At 40.0% G+C, this 19,396-nt stretch carries 19 protein-coding genes and 4 pseudogenes; 15 read left to right on the top strand and 8 right to left on the bottom strand.

Annotation, left to right across the window (positions count from 1 at the left end; translation table 11 throughout):
* Positions 1 to 47 precede the first annotated feature (47 nt).
* The 3 genes from ACFJIZ_RS19690 to ACFJIZ_RS19680 form a co-directional block, all read right to left on the bottom strand.
* A complete protein-coding gene (locus ACFJIZ_RS19690) occupies positions 48 to 215 on the bottom strand; it encodes a hypothetical protein (protein ID WP_379088030.1) in 168 nt (55 codons plus the stop codon).
* Entirely contained in the window at positions 208 to 2,769 is a 2,562-nt protein-coding gene (locus ACFJIZ_RS19685) for a S41 family peptidase (RefSeq protein WP_379088027.1), read from the bottom strand. The genes ACFJIZ_RS19690 and ACFJIZ_RS19685 overlap by 8 nt, the downstream gene beginning before the upstream one ends.
* A 151-nt stretch (positions 2,770 to 2,920) precedes the next feature.
* Positions 2,921 to 3,214 (bottom strand): hypothetical protein, encoded by a 294-nt coding sequence (locus ACFJIZ_RS19680; RefSeq protein ID WP_379088025.1) that lies wholly within the window; start codon positions 3,212 to 3,214, stop codon positions 2,921 to 2,923.
* Between the two features lie 74 nt (positions 3,215 to 3,288).
* Here ACFJIZ_RS19680 and ACFJIZ_RS19675 point away from each other — a divergent pair, with 74 nt between their 5' ends.
* The 7 genes from ACFJIZ_RS19675 (at position 3,289) to ACFJIZ_RS19645 (ending at position 8,073) form a co-directional block, all read left to right on the top strand.
* Entirely contained in the window at positions 3,289 to 4,569 is a 1,281-nt protein-coding gene (locus ACFJIZ_RS19675) for a glycosyltransferase (RefSeq protein ID WP_379088022.1), read from the top strand.
* Positions 4,566 to 4,787 carry a glycosyltransferase gene (locus ACFJIZ_RS19670; RefSeq protein WP_379088019.1) on the top strand — a complete coding sequence of 74 codons (222 nt, stop codon included), beginning with the start codon at positions 4,566 to 4,568 and terminating at the stop codon, positions 4,785 to 4,787. The genes ACFJIZ_RS19675 and ACFJIZ_RS19670 overlap by 4 nt, the downstream gene beginning before the upstream one ends.
* A complete protein-coding gene (locus ACFJIZ_RS19665; RefSeq protein WP_379088016.1) occupies positions 4,784 to 5,320 on the top strand; it encodes a glycosyltransferase in 537 nt (178 codons plus the stop codon). Before ACFJIZ_RS19670 ends, ACFJIZ_RS19665 begins: the two co-directional genes overlap by 4 nt.
* Positions 5,321 to 5,456: 136 nt before the next feature.
* Positions 5,457 to 6,188: a phosphatase PAP2 family protein gene (locus ACFJIZ_RS19660; protein ID WP_379088013.1), complete on the top strand. Its 732-nt coding sequence runs from the start codon at positions 5,457 to 5,459 to the stop codon at positions 6,186 to 6,188.
* Entirely contained in the window at positions 6,130 to 6,345 is a 216-nt protein-coding gene (locus ACFJIZ_RS19655; protein ID WP_379088010.1) for a GtrA family protein, read from the top strand. Before ACFJIZ_RS19660 ends, ACFJIZ_RS19655 begins: the two co-directional genes overlap by 59 nt.
* Positions 6,293 to 6,547 carry a GtrA family protein gene (locus ACFJIZ_RS19650; protein WP_379088007.1) on the top strand — a complete coding sequence of 85 codons (255 nt, stop codon included), beginning with the start codon at positions 6,293 to 6,295 and terminating at the stop codon, positions 6,545 to 6,547. Before ACFJIZ_RS19655 ends, ACFJIZ_RS19650 begins: the two co-directional genes overlap by 53 nt.
* Positions 6,544 to 8,073, top strand: a complete 1,530-nt coding sequence (locus ACFJIZ_RS19645; RefSeq protein ID WP_379088004.1) for an ArnT family glycosyltransferase — start codon at positions 6,544 to 6,546, stop codon at positions 8,071 to 8,073. The genes ACFJIZ_RS19650 and ACFJIZ_RS19645 overlap by 4 nt, the downstream gene beginning before the upstream one ends.
* A gap of 78 nt (positions 8,074 to 8,151) precedes the next feature.
* Here the strand turns inward: ACFJIZ_RS19645 and ACFJIZ_RS19640 are convergent.
* Positions 8,152 to 8,542, bottom strand: a pseudogene (locus ACFJIZ_RS19640) (HIT family protein).
* A 60-nt stretch (positions 8,543 to 8,602) separates the two neighbouring features.
* Positions 8,603 to 9,076: a transcription elongation factor GreA gene (gene greA / locus ACFJIZ_RS19635; protein WP_379088001.1), complete on the bottom strand. Its 474-nt coding sequence runs from the start codon at positions 9,074 to 9,076 to the stop codon at positions 8,603 to 8,605.
* Between the two features lie 187 nt (positions 9,077 to 9,263).
* Here greA and ACFJIZ_RS19630 point away from each other — a divergent pair, with 187 nt between their 5' ends.
* The gene (locus tag ACFJIZ_RS19630) at positions 9,264 to 11,153 is read left to right on the top strand and encodes a M1 family metallopeptidase (protein WP_379087998.1); all 1,890 of its coding nucleotides are present in this window, start codon (positions 9,264 to 9,266) and stop codon (positions 11,151 to 11,153) included.
* 116 nt (positions 11,154 to 11,269) lie between these two features.
* Here ACFJIZ_RS19630 and ACFJIZ_RS19625 read toward each other — a convergent pair whose 3' ends face one another.
* From ACFJIZ_RS19625 to rsmA, 3 genes and pseudogenes are all read right to left on the bottom strand, one after another.
* Positions 11,270 to 11,746 carry an OsmC family protein gene (locus ACFJIZ_RS19625; RefSeq protein ID WP_379087995.1) on the bottom strand — a complete coding sequence of 159 codons (477 nt, stop codon included), beginning with the start codon at positions 11,744 to 11,746 and terminating at the stop codon, positions 11,270 to 11,272.
* A 40-nt stretch (positions 11,747 to 11,786) separates the two neighbouring features.
* Positions 11,787 to 12,716 (bottom strand): 2-hydroxyacid dehydrogenase, encoded by a 930-nt coding sequence (locus ACFJIZ_RS19620; protein WP_379087993.1) that lies wholly within the window; start codon positions 12,714 to 12,716, stop codon positions 11,787 to 11,789.
* A gap of 2 nt (positions 12,717 to 12,718) precedes the next feature.
* Positions 12,719 to 13,503 (bottom strand): annotated as a pseudogene (gene rsmA / locus ACFJIZ_RS19615) (16S rRNA (adenine(1518)-N(6)/adenine(1519)-N(6))-dimethyltransferase RsmA).
* Positions 13,504 to 13,719: 216 nt separating this feature from the next.
* Here rsmA and pdxA point away from each other — a divergent pair.
* The 7 genes and pseudogenes from pdxA to accB all read left to right on the top strand — a co-directional run bounded on the left by pdxA (position 13,720) and on the right by accB (position 19,327).
* Positions 13,720 to 14,798, top strand: a pseudogene (gene pdxA / locus ACFJIZ_RS19610) (4-hydroxythreonine-4-phosphate dehydrogenase PdxA).
* A gap of 71 nt (positions 14,799 to 14,869) precedes the next feature.
* Positions 14,870 to 15,709 (top strand): sulfurtransferase, encoded by an 840-nt coding sequence (locus tag ACFJIZ_RS19605; RefSeq protein ID WP_379087990.1) that lies wholly within the window; start codon positions 14,870 to 14,872, stop codon positions 15,707 to 15,709.
* 245 nt (positions 15,710 to 15,954) lie between these two features.
* On the top strand, positions 15,955 to 16,443 hold the full coding sequence (locus ACFJIZ_RS19600; RefSeq protein WP_379087987.1) for a YceD family protein: 489 nt from the start codon (positions 15,955 to 15,957) through the stop codon (positions 16,441 to 16,443).
* 18 nt (positions 16,444 to 16,461) lie between these two features.
* Positions 16,462 to 16,653 (top strand): 50S ribosomal protein L32, encoded by a 192-nt coding sequence (gene rpmF / locus ACFJIZ_RS19595; RefSeq protein WP_082435168.1) that lies wholly within the window; start codon positions 16,462 to 16,464, stop codon positions 16,651 to 16,653.
* 97 nt (positions 16,654 to 16,750) lie between these two features.
* Positions 16,751 to 17,689 (top strand): phosphate acyltransferase PlsX, encoded by a 939-nt coding sequence (gene plsX, locus ACFJIZ_RS19590; RefSeq protein ID WP_379087984.1) that lies wholly within the window; start codon positions 16,751 to 16,753, stop codon positions 17,687 to 17,689.
* 15 nt (positions 17,690 to 17,704) lie between these two features.
* Positions 17,705 to 18,693: pseudogene (locus ACFJIZ_RS19585) on the top strand (beta-ketoacyl-ACP synthase III).
* A 151-nt stretch (positions 18,694 to 18,844) separates the two neighbouring features.
* Positions 18,845 to 19,327, top strand: a complete 483-nt coding sequence (accB, locus tag ACFJIZ_RS19580; RefSeq protein WP_379087981.1) for an acetyl-CoA carboxylase biotin carboxyl carrier protein — start codon at positions 18,845 to 18,847, stop codon at positions 19,325 to 19,327.
* Positions 19,328 to 19,396 lie beyond the last annotated feature (69 nt).

The following is a 19,396-nucleotide window of genomic DNA, read 5'->3' as shown; positions in this document are numbered from 1 at the left end:
TTGTATGAACAATAAAACAATTACACAATTTTTCTACTTCAGGTCCTTCAAGATTTCTGCAACAGCTCTCTGCAATTGTGGATTCTATCTGCCAACCTATCTTCAAATGTATTTTTTACAAAGATATCTGGTTTTACCCCTTCTTTTTCTAAATCTTTTCCATCCATGGTATAACATCCCCATGATGGCAAACGGTAAGAAGAACCATCAACCAATCCTTTTGAAGAGGTAAAGATGATCCAGCGGTAAGTTTCTGTACCAATCGATCTTACCCAACTTCAATTCTTTAAAGCCCGCAGCAGTCATTTCTGCATCACTTAAAGATTGCTCGTTGATCAACAATACAATCGGTTTGGCCGCTGGTGCAAAATTACTTTGTGGCGATAACTTACCACCACGGTATTGCCATTTAAGGTAAGGCCTTTGTGATAAAAACCTCAATACATCATCATGTACGTTACCACCCGTATTGTAGCGCAGGTCTAGGATGATCGCATCTTTATTGTTTTCCTGCTCTACCATATCCAACATGAAACGCTCCAATTCGCCCCCACTCATGTTCTTCATATAGGTATAGGCAATGCGGTTATTCCCCCATTTGTCAACATTGTCACGGTTTTTGGCAATCCACTCATCGTACAGGTTACCTCTTAGGGCTCCTCCACTTTGTGGATGAACATTTACCGTAACTGGTTTGCCATTGCGCATAAAGGTCAAGGTCATCTCCTTATCCAATGATGGTTTGCTGAAATAATAATCACGGTCCATTTTCTCATCTACCTTTACACCGTTTACTTCTGTCAACACATCACCGGTATTGATTTTCTCTCCGGTTAACCAGGCGTTGCTTTTACTAGCAATCCTTTCTACCTGATAAGGTTTTTCATTGTCGAAGATGATTCCTGTTTCGTTGGTTACATAGTTCATATTTCTACGTTCTTCAGCACCAAAACTATTAAAGCCCATGTGCGAAGAGTTGAGCTCGCCCAACATGTCATTTAACAAAATCCTCAAATCGCCACGGTTGTTTACATAAGGTAGAAAAACAGCATAACGTGTTTTCATCTTTTCCCAATCTACCCCATGGAAATTCTCATCGTAGAAGTTTTCATCCAAACCCACCCAAGTTTCGTAAAACATCTGGTTGAACTCGGCATTCAGGTTTCTGCTGAATTTATAATTATGGTCTAATTTATCTAGTTTATTGGCATCGATATTATACTTGCCGATTACCCCTCTGGTTAGGGTATAGAACTTACCTCCAGCCTCAATGATGTTGAAACCACCATCGGTAACCTTTTCTGTTTTATTGGCTTCAAATGGCTCTATAATTGTTCTATAGGCACTTGTTGAGCCGCCTTCGTGGTTTGAAGTGTAAAACACATAGGTTTTATCACCTTTGCTAAATACATCGGTAAGGTATTGGCTACCAAAAGATGGGCTGATCAATTCCATTCTGTCCAAGATTTTTTGGGTATTGATGGTAATTACAACCGGCGGTTTTGGAGTTGGCTTCACTTCTGGCTTTTTCTTTGCCGTATCTGCTTTTTTGTCTGCTACCACTACTGGTTTCACTTCTTTAGGTTCTGCTGGTTTTTCGTCCTTGAACAACTCATCAAACTTCTCTGAGCGGAAAGGTGCATCATATTTGTTCAGTGCAATACGGTATACATGTGCATTTGGCATACCCGACGGATAAGACGGCTTGGTGCGGTCGCTGGTAAAATAGATGTACTTCCCATCTGGCGACCATACCGGACCAGCTTCGGTAACACCCGTATTGGTAAGGTTAATGGTTTTGTTGTCTTTGATATCGTGCACCAAAATGTCTTGCTCAAAATTACGGAAGGCCGTAAACAATACATATTGGTCGTTTGGAGAGAAACTAGGTGCAGAATTTTGGATTGCCCAGAATTCGTCTTTTACAATGGTTCTACTCTCTAAGGTTTTAAGGTCTAGCAATCTCAGTTCATTACGTCCGCTGAGGTAAACACCCAAGGTTTTGTTTTTATTTAAAGTAATATCACGGTTGTTTGCCTTGTCTTTGGTCAGTTGTTTTAGGGTGCCTTTACCATCTCCGGTAATGGTATACCAATTCTGATAGCCATTAAAAGTCTGGTTAAAAAGAATGGTCTTGTTGTCGGCCAACCATTTTACCTCTAAGGCCCTTTCGCCAGTGTTGCTGATCTTGCGGATAAATTTACCATCTGCATCACTTACAAAAATCTCGCCCCTTGAAATAAACACCAATTTTTTGCCATCGGTCGATGCATCGAAATTGGAGATATTTGCCCTTACATCATACTCTTGTTCTTTGCTCAAAATCTGGTTTCTAGAGGTGCTGATGCTTATCTTTTCGGTTTTCTTGGTTGCTACATCGTAGGTATACAATTGATAATCTTTTTCAAAGACAATGGTACTGCCATTTGCCGCCACAAAAGGACGTTTGATCGAAGTATCGAACTTTGTCAATGCGGTTTTTTTGCCATTGCTGAAGGTATAGAGATTGTATTCTTCATTGCCCTCATCAGATACGAAATAGATATTTCCTTTTTGGTCTATCGTTGTCCAAAAATCTTTTCCAATATAATCGGTATAACGTTTATAGTTTTTTGTTTTAGGGTTATACGATTGGATATCTGGATTAAAAGCACCTTTATAATGCTTTCTGTTGCTAAAGTTTCTGCTTTCCCAAGTATCATTAAAAAAGAGGTTACCATCTGGTGCCTCGGCGATATTATGTGTGGTGTTAAAGTAATTGTCGAACAAACGGACTGCTGTTCCGCCATTGATCCTACTTTGTAACTTGAATAGTTGTTGTACCTGCTCGATGTAAAGTAAATGGTTTTCGAATCCCAGCTCCAGTTGTCTACCTCATCTGTTCCATCATTAAAAGTCAATTGTCTGATGTCTCCACCTGTTAAAGGCATAACATATACATCATTGTTTCCAAACTGGTTAGACGTAAAGGCCAGCCATTTGCCATCTGGAGAAATCTTAGGGTTGATTCTTCGCCTGGCATACCCGTTAAACGTGAGGCTACTCCACCTTTTGTGGGTACTTTCCAGATATCTCCATCATAACTGAACACGATCGTTTGCGCATCTGGACTTAGCGCTGGATAAGCTGCAAAATAGGTCTGATCTTGCGCTTTAGTTAAGGCCGGCAGCAACAATACCATTGCGGCAAGCGTTCTAAGGATGTTTTTATTCATGAAAATTTTGTTTGTTGGCTTTAAATGTTGAAAATACACAACAATTTTATAAACCTAAACAATAAAATGTATTTTTGATTGATTTGAAAGTTGTACACTTAAATACCTACGATGGAAATGGAGGCGCCGGCAGGGCTTGCCTGCGTTTAAGTGACGCCTTAAATGCCAATGGTGTAGACTCGAAGGTAATGGTCTATTACAAATTTGGCCAAAATCCTAAAATCGACACTTTTACCAAGGGTATTTTTGCCAAAGCCTTTGCCATCTTTAACATCATGGCCGAGCGCTACCTGGCCAAACTGTTTGTAAAGGCGGTAAAAACCCCTTTTTCGCTGCAATGGTTTGGTAAATCGATCGTTAACCATCCCGATCTAAAATCGGCAGACCTGATCCACCTTCATTGGGTAAACCATGGTTTTTTAACCCCAAAATTTTTAGCGCAGCTTGATGAATTGGAAAAACCTATTGTTTGGACTTTCCACGACAGCAATGCTTTTACCGGAGGTTGTCATGTACGTTACAGTTGTGAGCATTTTCATCAACAATGCGGCAATTGCCCTGTCCTACGATCGAGTGGAAAAGACGACATTTCGCATAAAAACTGGTTGCGCAAACAAAAGGCCTATTCAGAACTGAACTTTCATGTGGTTGCACCAAGCAGGTGGATGGCCTCATCCGTTAAACAAAGTAGTTTATTGGGCGTTAGACAAACAACCGTAATCCCCAATACCATTGAAATAGATGTTTTTAAACCTTATGTTAAGGCAGAGGCCAAAAAAATATTGAAGATTCCTGCTGATCATTTTGTATTGATGAGTGGTTTTATGCCGTCTAAAAACGACAAACATAAGGGTGCTCAATACTTGATCGATGCCTTGAACGAATTGGCCGCCCGCCCTGAGATACCAAAGGAGAAAATAGAATTGGTGATCTTTGGCAATAAGGATGAGAAGAACCTACCTGAATTTCCATTCAAGACTACGTATTTAGGTACCATCAACAAGGACGAACATCTGGCCAAATGTTATGCCGCGGCCGATGCTTTTATCACCCCATCTTTAGAAGACAACCTGCCTAATACCGTAATGGAAAGTTTGGCCTGTGCCACTCCGGTGATCGCTTTTACCACAGGTGGTATTCCAGACATGGTTAAACATTTGGAGAATGGCTATTTGGCCAAATACCAGTCGGCTACAGATCTGGCGGATGGCATTGAATGGCTGTACCTGCACGAAAACAAGGAGGCCGTACAAAAAGAAGCCAGAAGGAGTATCCTCACCCATTTTGCGCCAAATGTAATCGCTACACAACACGAAGCACTATATCTCCACCTTATTAACGCCATGCCTCAATGACCATCAATCCGAAACTTAGCGTAATTACTGTCGTTTATAATAACGTAAAGGATATCGAACGCACTTTGCTTTCCGTATTGAACCAGACTTATGCAAATATCGAGTACATCGTAATTGATGGTGCATCTAACGACGGTACCGTTGAAGTGATCAGCAAGTATAAAGAGCGCATCGCCAAGTTTATTTCAGCACAGGACCAAGGATCTACGATGCCATGAACAAAGGTTTGGCTTTGGCCACTGGCGACTATGTGCTCTTCATGAATTCGGGAGATGAGATCTATGCAACGGATACGGTAGCAGATGTTTTCGCTTCGGCACCGTCAGGCGATATCTACTATGGGGAAACCGAAATGTACGATGAGCACTGGAATAGTTTGGGGCAACGTCGGCACACTGCTCCTGAGCATTTCGATTGGCATAGCTTTAAGTTTGGCATGAACGTGAGTCACCAGGCCATCTACATCAAACGGAGCTTAACCGTACCTTACGACCTGCATTACAAATACAGTGCTGATATTGATTGGATCCTAAAAGCGGCCAAAAAATCCTCTAACATTGTAAATACACATCTGTATGTGGCCAAATATCTGGTAGGCGGTATGTCTAAGCAAAAACATCTGGCCAGCCTTAAAGAACGCTTTAAGATCTTAAGCAAATACTATGGGCTTATCCCAAATCTGTTGAACCATATCTTTATTGCCTTAAACCTGGCCCAATATTACATCAGACACAGAAGGACCAACGATTAGTTTTCATTTGTTATTTAAGGTGAGCTAAGAATAGATAGCTTCAAAGCTAAAATCCTTAACCTAAACTCAGGTTATTTAACCTTATCCTCACCCCCACTTAATATTCAACAGATAGATTTGTTCAAATCCCTTATCCATGATGTTGAAACAGCTCAAACGGCATCCCATCTATTTTGGGCTTATCGCTTTGTTAGTGATCTTGGCCGTAGTATTTAATCTTTCTTTTTCCAAAACGGAAGGTTTTCTGCTGTTGAATGGTTTTCATACTACTTTGTTAGATCAGTTCTTCAGTTATTATACTTTTTTAGGAGATGGCGTATTTTCTATCATTGTAGTGATAGGCCTTTTTCTATTTAAAAGGTATCGAAAAGCCAGTACTTTATTATTGGCTTTTTTAAGTTCCAGTCTGGCTGCCCAATTGCTTAAAAGACTATTTCATTTACCTCGACCGAAAATGTATTTCGAAGCCAACGCCTTCCAATATCCTCATTTTATTGAAGGCATTACATTACACAACTCCAATTCTTTTCCATCTGGACATACCACTTCTGCTTTTGCATTGGCTACGGTGCTGGTACTTACATTTAAAAAGGAAAAAATTGCTTGGCCTTGCCTTATTGGGGCAAGTTTGGTTGCGTATTCGAGGTACTATTTGGCACAACATTTTTTACAGGATACCATTGCTGGCGCATTGATCGGAACTCTTTTTGGCATATTAAGCTATTACTGTGTGAAGCAGAAAAAAATGCGTCTACCCTTTAAGCGCATTTACAAACTGGCAAAATCTGGTCAACTATTAAGTAAACTTTATGGATTTAGCACAAAAAAACAACCCCTTATCCAAGAAGAAAATCATACAGCTCTTTAAATTTGGAATGGTGGGCTTATCGGGCCTCGTGATAGATTTTTCCATTACTTATTTTTTTAAGGAGCATTTACACTTTGACCCCTACTTGGCAAATGCCTTAGGCTTTGGCTTTGCTGTGGTCAACAACTACTTTATCAATCGGATCCTGGACATTTAAGAATAAAGAGAAGGCGATCATGCAACAGTTTACGAAATTTTTGCTGATTGCTTTGATTGGGTTGGGGCTAAATACCTTATGCATCTATATGCTGCAACAACAGCTACATCTACCTTTCTATATAGCCAAATTAATGGCCATTGTGTTGGTGTTTGCATGGAATTATACGATCAATGCCACCCTAACCTTTAGCAAGAATTGAACTTCTGGAACAATAGGATTTGGTTATTGATCTTCGTTGCCACCATCTTAAGGTTGCTTATTGCCTTGTGCTTAAATCTGGGCAATGACGAGGTCTATTATTGGACCTATGCTCAAGACCTTCAATGGAACTATTTTGACCATCCACCAATGGTAGCCTGGTTGATCAGGATTACGACATTTAACCTCACGGTACACCACGAAGTATGGGTAAGGGCCGGCGCCATCTTATCTTCAGCTATCTGCACCTTTTTGATCTACAAAATGGGAGCGACACTTTACAACCGCCGTGCTGGCTGGTACGCCGCCCTACTTTATACCTCTTCATTTTATTGCAGCATCATTGCTGGCACGTTTATCTTACCAGATAGTCCGCAAATGGTCTTTTGGCTATGGAGCATCTTTATCTTGATCAAGATCTCACAATCTAGCACCATCAACCCACACCACAAAAGGCTTTGGTGTTATTTCGGCATCATAGCCGGGCTTTGCATCCTTTGTAAGGTACATGCTGTTTTTTTATGGGTGGCCGTAGGCTTATTTGCTTGTTTTGGAAATAGGAACTGGCTCCGAAATCCGTGGTTATACATTGCGGCATTGATCAGTTTTTTCATTGCCTCCCCAATCCTGTTGTGGAATATCGAACATCATTTTATCACTTACACCTATCATGGCAGTAGGGTAAGTTTAGTTGCAGCCGGTTTAAATCCCATTGCTTTCTTTAGAGAACTGTTTGGAGAGTTCTTCTACAACAACCCTGTTGTTTTTCTTCTGAGCTGGGCAAGTATCGGATTGTGGTATCGTAACAAGAAACATGCTCGAAAAAAAGAATTCAGTCTATTGATTTGTTGTAGTTTGCCATTGATCATCGTATTGCTTGTGTTGGCCTTATTTAGAGAAACCTTACCGCATTGGTCTGGCCCAGCATATAGCTGTTTGATTTTGGTTTCTGGGGTAAGATTGGCATTTTACCCCAAACGCAGGGCTAATCAGCTCATCATTATTGCTTTGTCGTTCTATTTGGTAGTTGTAATTGCAGGAATTCTGGTCATCAATCTTTGGCCTGGAACAATGGGCAAAACCGAAGACAAGTATACCACAGGGAAAGGTGATGTAACCTTAGACCTTTATGGCTGGAATGAGACAGGCAGAAAATTTAAACAGTTTTATCTGGCCGATCAAGCCAAGGGCTTGATGCAGGCAAATGCCCCCATCATTGTAAACAAATGGTTTCCTGCCAGTCATATTGATTTTTATCTGACTGCACATACGCAACAAAAGACTTATGCCATTGGGCCATTGTTTGACCTTCACCAATATTATTTTTACAACCTCCGAAAGCAGCAACCTGCATTGGGCAGCGATGCGTATTACATCACTACTTCGAATATGTTTAAAACCGAAGACCTTGAAGTGAACAAAACGGCTTTTGAAAAGATAGAACGCCCAAGCTTTATTCCAATCTATAGAAACGGGAAAATCTGCAAATATCTATTGGTGTTTAGGTTAAGAGGGTTTAAAGGCTAGTTTGGATCTACAATTTCCATCAAATAAAAGGGCCACGAATACAATTCGTGGCCCTTTTTGATTACCAGATCATCGTACTTATAACACCGCTCTGATCTTGGCCGCAGCAGCAGCCAGTTCATCTTGCGATGGTTTTAATTTTTCTTTGGCAAAATTCATGTCACTTACATTATTCATCGGTATGAGATGGATATGTGCATGTGGCACCTCAAGTCCAATAACCGCTACGCCAACCTTTTTACATGGAAAAGCCTTTTTTACACCAGTAGCCACTATTTTGGCAAAAAGTGTTAAACCAGCATAACTTTCATCGTCCATATCAAAAATATAGTCTACCTCTTTTTTAGGGATGACCAAAACATGGCCCATCACCAAAGGACTAACGTCCAAAAAGGCCAAGAAATCTGTAGTCTCTGCTACAACATGTGCTGGGATCTTCTCCACTTACAATTTTAGAAAATATGCTCATTTTAGTAAGGCTTAAGGCATAGGGTAAAAGGTGTAAGGTTTAGGTACCTTAAACCCTCGATTATCTTGAGATTTCTAGGATTTCAAATTCCATTTTACCAGCAGGCACCTGGATTTCTGTGGTATCGCCGATAGATTTACCCAATAAACCTTGGGCAATAGGAGATTTCACCGAAATCTTCCCTGTTTTAAGGTCCGCCTCGCTTTCTGCAACCAATTGATAAGTCATTGTTGCACCATTTTTTATATTTTTGATCTTTACAATAGAGAGGGCCAAAACCTTCGACAAGTCAAGTTTGCTTTCGTCTATCAGCCTTGCAGTAGATAAAGTAGCTTCCATTTTGGCAATCTTGGCCTCGTGCAGGCCCTGTGCTTCTTTGGCAGCATCGTATTCTGCATTTTCCGATAAATCGCCTTTATCCCTAGCCTCTGCAATAGCTTTTGATATTGCCGCTCTATCTGTTGTTTTTAATCTATGTAATTCCTCTTTAAGTTTATCTAAACCTTCTTGGGTATAATAAGTTACCTCTGACATACTTAATAATTTTTATAATTCCTCTAAAAAACAAACAAGACTACATCGGCATTTAGCCTACATAGTCTTGCTTCACTTAAAACGAAGATATAAGGCAATTCTTACAAAAGCAAATATTTTGACACTAAATTATTTTCATCTGACCTTCATCTTCAATTGCTAACTTTAAATTTTAATTGCGATAAATATGAAAAGACTAAACCTGATTTTATTATTGGCCATTGCTTTTGTCGGCATCCAAAATCTTGCAGCACAAGAACTCTATATGCCAAGAAACATCAAAGCCGCCTATCAAAAAGGCACACGTTCTATGGATGGCAAACCTGGTAAAAACTACTGGCAGAACCATGGAAAATACAACATGGAGATTACGGTAAACCCAGATACCAAAGTAGTTAATGGAACTGAAAGCATCGATTATACCAACAACAGCAGGGATACCCTGAAATCAATTACCATCCGTTTTGTAAACAACTTGCACAAACCTACTTCGCCAAGAGGTGGTAGCGTAAGTGAAGATTTTTTAGCTGCGGGATTGACCATTACTTCTTTTAAGATCAATGGCGAAGTTTACAATGTAAACGCAAAAAACTGGGGTACCACAGGTGATGTAAGATTGAAATCGCCATTGTTACCGGGCCAAAAAGCAGTGTTGAACATTGATTGGAACTATCCACTGTCAAAAGAGAGCGGCCGCGAGGGACAAATCAATCCAACGACCATGTTTGTGGCCTACAGTTATCCACGGGTATCGGTATATGATGATTACAATGGCTGGGATAAACTACCACACACAGACAGACAAGAATTCTACAACGATTTTAACGACTATGTGTTCTCCATCAAAGCGCCTAAAAATTATGTAGTATATGCCACAGGCGACCTATTAAACCCTGACGAAGTATTACAGCCAGAGTTTGCCGCCCGATTAAAAAAATCATACACCAGCGACGAGATCATCCATATTGCCAATGAGCAGGAGATGAAAAGTGGCAAGGTGACTTTACAAAACGACTGGAATACCTGGAAATTCGCCGTAAATAACATTGTAGATGTTTGTTTTGGATTGAGTAGCACTTATCTATGGGATGCCAGCAGTGTAGTGGTAGACAACAAAACCAACAGAAGGGTAAGCACACAAGCGGCTTATGATGTAAAAGGAACTGATTTTATCAACTCTGTTAAATACAACAACTATGCTTTGGCTTGGTTCTCTAACAACTGGCCAGGTGTTCCTTATCCATTCTCAAAAATGACCGCCTTTCAGGGCTTTGCAGACATGGAGTATCCTGGAATGGTTAACGATTCGCAAACTGGCGATCCTAAATTTGCACAGTTGGTACAAGACCACGAAATTGCCCATACTTATTTCCCTTTTTACATGGGCATTAACGAAACCCGCTATGCTTTTATGGACGAAGGTTGGGCCACTACTTTAGAGTACCTGATCGGTATTTCGCAACACGGTAAAGAATCGGCAGACAAGTTCTACAAAAGCTTTAGGGTAAATCGTTACATTAATGATAAATCTGCAGAAGAAGACCAACCCATCATCACCATGTCATCCCAATTGTCTGGATCTGGTTATGGAAATAATTCTTATGGTAAAGCTTCTCTATCTTATCTGGCCCTGAAAGATATGTTAGGCGATGCGCTATTTAAAAAGGCCCTGCACACCTATATGGACAATTGGAATGGTAAACATCCAATTCCTTGGGATTATTTTAATTCCATGAACACTGGCGCTGGACAAAACCTGAACTGGTTTTTCCAGAACTGGTTCTTTAGCAATAATTACCTCGACCTCAGAATGAGCAGCATTGGAAAAGCACCTGGTTATATCCCTGTTCGGATAGAAAATATTGGTGGTTTTGCCATTCCTTTTGATGTGGTCATTACCTTTAATGATGGTACTAGCCAAAAGGAGCATTTTACACCTATGATTTGGAAGAACAGTCCAAAATTCATCTCTGTTAAAATCAAAACACCTACTGGAAAAACGATCAAATCAATTTACATTGACAATGGGATTTTTGTAGATGCTACACCAGCAGATAATAGCTGGAATGATAGATAAACACCTTGGTTTGTGTCGATACGAACCATAATTTGGGTCTGGATTGCAAATCCAGACCAACATTTAAACCAACAAAGCCCGAAATCGATGTCGGGCTTTGTTGGTTATGAGCTTTATTATTCGTTTTCTGCCTTAAAAGAGGCTTGATGTTTAACCGGAAAATTAAGTGAGTTTGCAATGAAACACATCTTGTTGGCATCGGCATGTAAAGCATTGGCCTGATCAATATGGGCCTTATCTGCAATCAGCACCTCAGGATTTAAGGTTACTTCCTTAAATTTACCGCTGCCATCGGCACTCTCTTCCATAATGCCAACTGCATTATCTTGATATTCGATTACCACAATGCCATTTTTTGAGCAGAGGTGCAGGTACCAAAGCATATGGCACGACGAAATGGACGATAGCAAAAGGTCTTCTGGATTATACTTTGTTTTATCTCCTAAAAAAACAGAATCTGAAGAACCAGAAATAGGTGCTTTGTTTGCGATAGATACTACAAAATCGCGGTCGTACGAGCGATAATCCATTGTTCCCGAACCTTTGTTGCCAGCCCAAACCAAATTGGTTTTATATTGATGTTCCTTTGCCATAAGTTATGTAATGTTTTGTTCTTATGAGCAATTTAAGGAATTATAATTTGATTTCCGTTAGTTTTTGCGCCAAAACTTCAGAAATTTTGCGATAGGAATCAAAGGTCCATCCGGCCACATGCGGGGTTAGCACCACCTTACCCGATGATTTCAATTCATCAAACCAAGGTTGTTCGCCAAGTATCGGAAATTTTTCAGTTTCCAACACATCCAGCCCTGCACCTAAGATCTTACCCCTTTTAATATTGGCCAATATGGCTTGTGTATCTACAATTTCTCCTCTTGCCGTATTGATGAAAAATATAGGTTTCCTAAAATGGTACAGATATTCTTCATTTACCATTTGCCTGGTCTCTTTGGTCAATGGTACATGTAGACTTACAATGTCACTCTGTTTTACTATTTCTTCCATGCTTACCTCTCGGGCGTATGCATCTGTAAAACCCGTATGGTATTTATCGTAGGCAATAACATTGACCTCAAATCCAGAAAGCTTACGGGCCATCTTTTTCCCCATAAATCCATAACCGATAATGCCTACCGTTTTGCCCTTAAGCTCATAGCCCCTATTGCCCTCTCTATCCCAGATACCGTTTCTTATTTCTGCATCGGCATTGCGGAAATTGTTCATCAAAGACAGCAGTAGCCCTACAGCATGTTCACCCACAGCATCATTATTTCCCTCTGGGGCATTGATCAGTTGGATGTTTTTTTCATTGGCAATTGCTTCATCAATATTATCCAGACCTGCTCCTGCCCGTGCTACAAACTTTAGGTTCGGGGCAAGACTTAAGAGTTCTTGATCTATCCTAAACTTGGTTCGAACGGCAATACCGACATAATCCTTGATTATGGCCAAAGTTTCGGCCCTAGTGATCAAGGGTCTATCATCAACTTCAAAACCTAAGGCTATTGCGCTTTCTTTAAATACCGGATGAAGGTCGTCTACAACTAAAATTTTTTTATCCATTGCTATTTGGCCATTAAAGCACTCAGATGTTGAGTTAAACTAATAAAATCAGGAACTGTTAATTGTTCAGCGCGTTTGTCGAAAAACGGATGATCGTCCATCTTCTCTTTAGGATCGTGCCAGATAAAGCATTGCGTAAAGTTTTACGTCGCTGGTTAAATCCTCCCTTCACCGCGCGCCAAAATAATTTTTCATCACATGGCAAAGCTGCTGTACTGTTGCGGCTCAAACGGATCACTCCCGAATTTACCTTAGGTGGAGGGTTAAAAGTACCCGGCTTTACGGTAAACAAATATTCGATATCGTAATAAGCCTGAATAAGCACACTTAAAATGCCATACTCTTTTGTACCAGACTTAGAGGCACAACGCTCTGCCACTTCCTTTTGAAACATGCCCACCATTTCTACGATATGGTCTTTATGATCTAATATCTTAAACAAGATCTGCGAAGAGATATTGTAGGGGAAATTACCTATCACCGCAAATTTATCAGGGAAAATAGAGGTCAAGTCGAGTTTTAAAAAATCACCATTGATCAGCCTGTCTCCCAACTGGGGATATTTGGCAGCCAAGAAATGAACAGATTCCGTATCAATATCGATCAGATAGGTCTCCAGGTCTTTTCGTTCCAACAGGATATCCGAAAGGATTCCCATCCCTGGTCCAACTTCTAAAACCTGGTGGTACTGATCGGTATGGACAAGACCATTCACAATTTTTTCAGCAATTTTCTTGTCCGTTAAAAAATGTTGTCCTAAATGTTTTTTTGCTTTAACTAAACTCATGATGCGCTATTGATTGACCGCGAAGTTGCAAAGTTAGGGTTTATTTTTACCACAAAGGCAAAAGCAGCTTGACTAAACGTGTAAAGCCGTTTACAAACCATTTTAAATCTTCTAGTGCAATAGCTACTCCTAAAGTGATTTCCTATTTGGGCTTATCCCATATCTTGGCGGTTTCTATAATAATCGCTAATTTGCGCTAAATTCTATCAATAGAGCATGAGCGACAAAGTTAAAATAGGAATCAGTATAGGTGATGTTAATGGTATCGGTTTGGAAGTTATTCTTAAAACCTTTGCAGAAAGTAAAATGCTTGATTATTGTACACCAATCATTTATGGGCATACCAAAGTAGCTTCTTTTCACAGAAAAGCCCTGCACATGAACGATCTGGTATTTAATGTGATCAATAGCCCTGCTGATGCAAACCCACGTAAAGTGAACATGGTCAATTGCTGGGAAGAGGACGTAAAGATTGAATTGGGTGTAGCCAACGAAACTGGTGGAAAATATGCTTTGCTTTCTTTACAAAAGGCTACAGATGATTTAGTGAGTGGGGCAATTGATGCCTTGGTTACTGCTCCGATTAATAAAAACAATATCCAATCAGAAAATTTCAGCTTTCCTGGACATACCGAATATCTACAAGAACGCAGTGGCAGCAACGATGTGTTGATGTTTCTGATCAGCGAAACCCTAAGGGTTGGTGTAGTTACGGGTCATATCCCTGTGTTGGATGTACCAAAAGCCATCAGCCACGAAAAAATTGTAAAAAAATTGCAGTTGATCAATGAGAGCTTAAAGAAGGATTTCTGGATTGAAAAACCAAAAATAGCCGTTTTAGGACTTAACCCTCATGCCAGCGACAATGGTTTATTGGGTAAAGAAGAAGCAGAGATATTTCGCCAGCTATACAAGAGGCTTTCGACAAAGGAATTATCTGTTTTGGCCCTTACCCTGCTGATGGCTTTTTTGGCAATGGAACCTATACCCAATTTGACGCAGTTTTGGCCATGTACCATGACCAGGGCTTAATTCCTTTTAAAACCATTGCCTTTAGTACAGGGGTAAATTACACGGCTGGTTTAAAATTTGTAAGAACATCACCAGACCACGGAACAGGTTATGATATTGCAGGTAAGAATTTAGCAGACCCAACTTCGTTTATGGAAGCTGTTTTTGCTGCCATCCATATTGTTAAACACCGTAGGGAACAAGAAAAGCTATTGGGCAACCAATTGAGATCTGGTGGTAAATTGGTAGAAACGGCCAGTGATGTGAAGGATGATGCGAATTAAGGCTCAAAGCAGAAAGACTGAAAGCTAAAAACCAATAACAAAACGCATAACTCGAACCCAACCTATAAAAAATGCAAAAACTATCTCCAATTATACAGCCAACAGATTTGGTTCAACTCAACCCAGATCAAATTGTCTTGATTGATGCAAGTGCTGGTTCAAAGGCAAGATATGATGAAACCCATTTAAAAGGTGCTTTGTATATAGACCTGAACACTGATTTGGCACATATCGAAGATTTTGCAGTTGGAGGAAGACACCCCTTACCAACACTAGCGCAATTTGCTCAGGTACTGAAGCGGTTTGGAATAGCAAAAGATAGTCACGTCGTGATCTATGATGATAAAAATGGTGGCAATGCAGCTGCCCGGTTTTGGTGGATGTTAAAAGCAATTGGACATGAGCAAGTACAAGTGCTAAATGGAGGATTTAATGCCGCTATAGCTGCAGGTTTCCCAAGCAGTTCAGCCGTAGAAACACCTAGGGTTGTTGCGGCTTATGCAATCAACAGCTGGAATTTGCCTTTGGCCGATATCAACGAAGTTGAAATTGCGAGTAAAACTGGAAATCAGGTAATTGTAGATGTAAGAGATAAAAATCGTTTTGATGGCCTAACAGAACCGATAGACCTCATTGCAGGACATATTCCAAACGCAAGAAATATTCCATTTACAGAAAACTTGGATGAAAAGGGCTTCTTTTTAGCACCTGAAACCTTAAAGAAAAAATATAGTGAGGCATTGGCAGATACTCCAATTGGCCATGTGATCGTACACTGTGGTTCTGGTGTAACAGCATGCCACATGTTATTGGCAATGGATTATGCAGGCTTAAGCATACCCAAACTTTACGTAGGCTCATGGAGCGAGTGGTCTCGAAACAACAAGGAAATGGTGCTGGCGGCCAAGTAGCTTATTGTTTAAACGTTTAATTGGTTAATTGTTTGAATTGCTAAACTGTTGAAATTGAAGGCTAACCTACCGTTTAAGCGATGTACCTAATGTTTCTATGTGGTCAAATAAAATCTTTAACTCAGCTTGATTCAATTTTGTGAAAATATTTCGTTTAATAAAAATATTTCATACCTTTGCAGGCTAAAATTTAGTTACAATTGAAGGCATTAAAACAATTTTCAATCCCGTTTACCGGCTTAAAATTGGGCAAACATCAATTCGAGTTTGAAATTGATAAAAGCTTTTTTGATGCATTTGAGTACTCTTTGGTAAAAGATGGAGCACTTAAAGCTGAAGTTGAGCTGGATAAACAAGAAACAATGTTGATCTTACACTTCCATATTTTGGGTACGATACAACTGAATTGTGATAAATGTTTAGCTGAGTTTGGCCAGTCGATTGAAATTAAGGAAAGGCAGATTGTAAAATTTGCAGAAGACGATTTAGAAAGCGATGATCTTGAGATCATTATTTTAAATAAAAAGGAAAGTGCAATTGATGTTTCGGAGATGATTTACGAATTTATCAATGTAGCCGTACCTTATATAAACAACTGTGAACAAGCAGGACAAGGCCAGATATGCGACCCAGAAATGATAGCAACACTGGAAAAACTGTCAAGCGGATCCACAGAAAAAGAAGAAGAACAAAATGACGACCCTCGTTGGGCCGCATTAAAAAAATTAAAATAATAATTAAACAAAGCAGCAATGGCACATCCAAAACGCAAGGTTTCGAAACAAAGAAGAGACAAAAGAAGAACACATTATAAAGCTGTAGCTCCTTCTTTGGCAACATGCCAAACTACTGGTGCTATACACGTTCCTCACCATGCTTACAATGTTGATGGTAACTTGTACTACAACGGTAAATTAGTTATAGAAAACACTTCAATAGGTTAGTTTTCTAAGAAAATTTTTGTGTTTTCTGTCAGTTTAAGTCTAACTTAGATTAATGGAATTAAAAAGCAATTAAGCTTACACACAAAAGATTTTTACTATGAAAATAGGTCTCGATATTATGGGCGGAGACTATGCTCCCAAAGCAATTGTTTTGGGAGCAATAGCAGCTCATCAATCCCTTACTCCCGATCAGCATCTTGTGCTTATCGGAGATACCCAGCAGATTAAACCTCTACTTTCAGAGAACGGATTCAACCCCGATCACTTTGAATACGTACATACCGAAGAAGTAATTGGTATGGGCGAACATCCTACAAAGGCTATTCTCCAAAAGCCAAATTCTAGTATTGCTGTAGGTTTCCAATTGTTAAAAGAAGGCAAAATTGATTCATTCGCAAGTGCGGGAAATTCTGGTGCAATGTTGGTTGGCGCTGTTTTTAGTGTAAAGACCATCCCAGGTATTATCCGTCCGTGTTTATCAACCATCGTTCCTAAGCTTAAGGGCGGTATCGGCTTGATGCTGGATGTAGGTGCCAATGCCGATTGTAAACCTGATACTTTATTGCAGTTTGGTGTACTCGGCAGTTTGTATGCAGAAAATGTAATGCAGATCAATAACCCTAAAGTAGCTTTAATGAACATTGGAGAAGAAGACGAAAAAGGCAACATGCTTTCTTTGGCCACTTTTCCTTTGATGAAAGAGACCGAACTTTTTAACTTTGTAGGGAATGTAGAAGGCCGAGATTTATTTAACGACAAAGCCGACGTGATAGTTTGTGATGGTTTTACCGGAAATGTGATGCTGAAACTAGCTGAATCATTTTACGTGCTGACCATTAAAAAAGGATTAAAAGATGAGTTTTTTGACCGTTTTAATTATGAAAACTATGGCGGAAGCCCAGTATTGGGTGTCAATGCCCCTGTCCTGATCGGGCATGGAATTTCAAGCCCCGAAGCAATAAAGAATATGATCTTCCAATCTAGAGACATGATCACTACCGGATTGGTTGGAAAAATACAAGCCGCATTCCAATAATTTAAATCAAACAAAATGAATAAAATTCACGCTGCCATCACTGCAGTTCATGGTTACGTCCCAGACTATATATTAACGAATAAAGAGCTGGAAACCATCGTTGAGACGTCTGACGATTGGATTACCTCCAGAACTGGCATAAAGGAGCGAAGAATATTAAAAGGAGAAGGTTTAGGCACCTCTGATATGGCTGTTGAAGCGGTAAATGGCTTGCTTAAAAAGAGGGGCATTGGCGCCGAAGAAATTGAATTGATCATCTTCTGTACCACTACACCAGACTTTCCTTTTCCAGCATCGGCAAACATCTTAGCGGATAAGATTGGCGCTAAAAATGCTTGGGGATATGACTTACAGGCCGCTTGTTCGGGCTTTATCTTCGGATTATCAACCGGTGCTCAATTTATCGAGTCGGGCAAACATAAAAAAGTATTGGTTGTAGGTGGCGATAAGATGTCGTCTATCATCAACTATCAAGACCGTACCACCTGCATTATTTTTGGAGATGGTTGCGGCGCTGTACTTCTTGAACCAAATGAAGAAGGTTTGGGTGTACAAGATTCTATCTTACGTAGTGATGGTTCTGGAAGAAACTACCTTGGCCAAAAAGCCGGTGGTTCTGCACGTCCAGCTACTGTAGAAACAGTAACCAACAACGAACATGTGGTGCACCAAGAAGGTCAGGCTGTATTTAAATTTGCCGTAACCAATATGGCTGATGTTGCAGCCGAGATCATGGAACGCAATAGCCTAACATCTGACGATGTAACATGGTTGGTCCCTCACCAAGCCAACAAACGTATTATTGATGCAACTGCGTCAAGAATGGGATTGGATTCTGATAAGGTAATGATCAATATCGAACGTTATGGCAATACCACCAATGGTACCATCCACTTTGTTTATGGGAATGGGAAAGCAAGCTCAAAAAAGGCGACAACCTCATATTGGCCGCTTTTGGAGGTGGTTTTACCTGGGGCTCTGTTTACCTGAAGTGGGCTTATTAGGAAGTTATGACTTGGGGTTTGAAATTGTAAACTCCTAGATCATCGCCTATTACCCATTAACTATTCCCTCACTCTTTATAAAAATAAAACAAAAAAACTATAACTTAGTTAATCAATAAGCCACCAATTTTTTTAACATAACCACAAAAGAATGGATATCAAACAAATTCAGGAACTCATTAAATTTGTTTCTCGGTCAGGAGTAAATGAAGTTGCCATTGAGCAAGAGAACTTCAAAATTACAATCAAAACTAACCAGGCACCTGTTTATGTAAATGCAGCTATACCTGCACCAGTTGCCGCACAACCTGTAGCAGCCCAAGCAGTAGCAGCACCACAACCAGTTGCAGAAACAAAAGCAGCAAGCGCTCCAGAAGCTGAAGATACATCAAAATATATCACCATTAAATCGCCAATGATCGGTACTTTCTACCGCTCATCAAGCCCAGATAAACCTTCATTTGTAAATGTTGGTGATGAGGTTGGTACTGGTAAAGTGGTTTGTATCATCGAAGCGATGAAACTATTCAACGAAATCGAAAGCGAAGTTTCTGGCCGTATCGTTAAGGTATTGGTAGACAATGCTTCACCAGTAGAGTACGACCAACCATTATTCTTAGTAGAACCTATTTAATTATAATTGAAACACAGATTATAATTTGATCATATCGATTTGAGCACGCAGACCAAATCCGCGTAATCA

Origin of the sequence: Pedobacter sp. UC225_65 (assembly GCF_042698365.1) — a bacterium.
Taxonomy (GTDB): Bacteria; Bacteroidota; Bacteroidia; order Sphingobacteriales; family Sphingobacteriaceae; genus Pedobacter.
The sequence above is the reverse complement of the archived record's forward strand: the minus strand, read 5'-3'. Positions and strand labels throughout refer to the sequence as shown.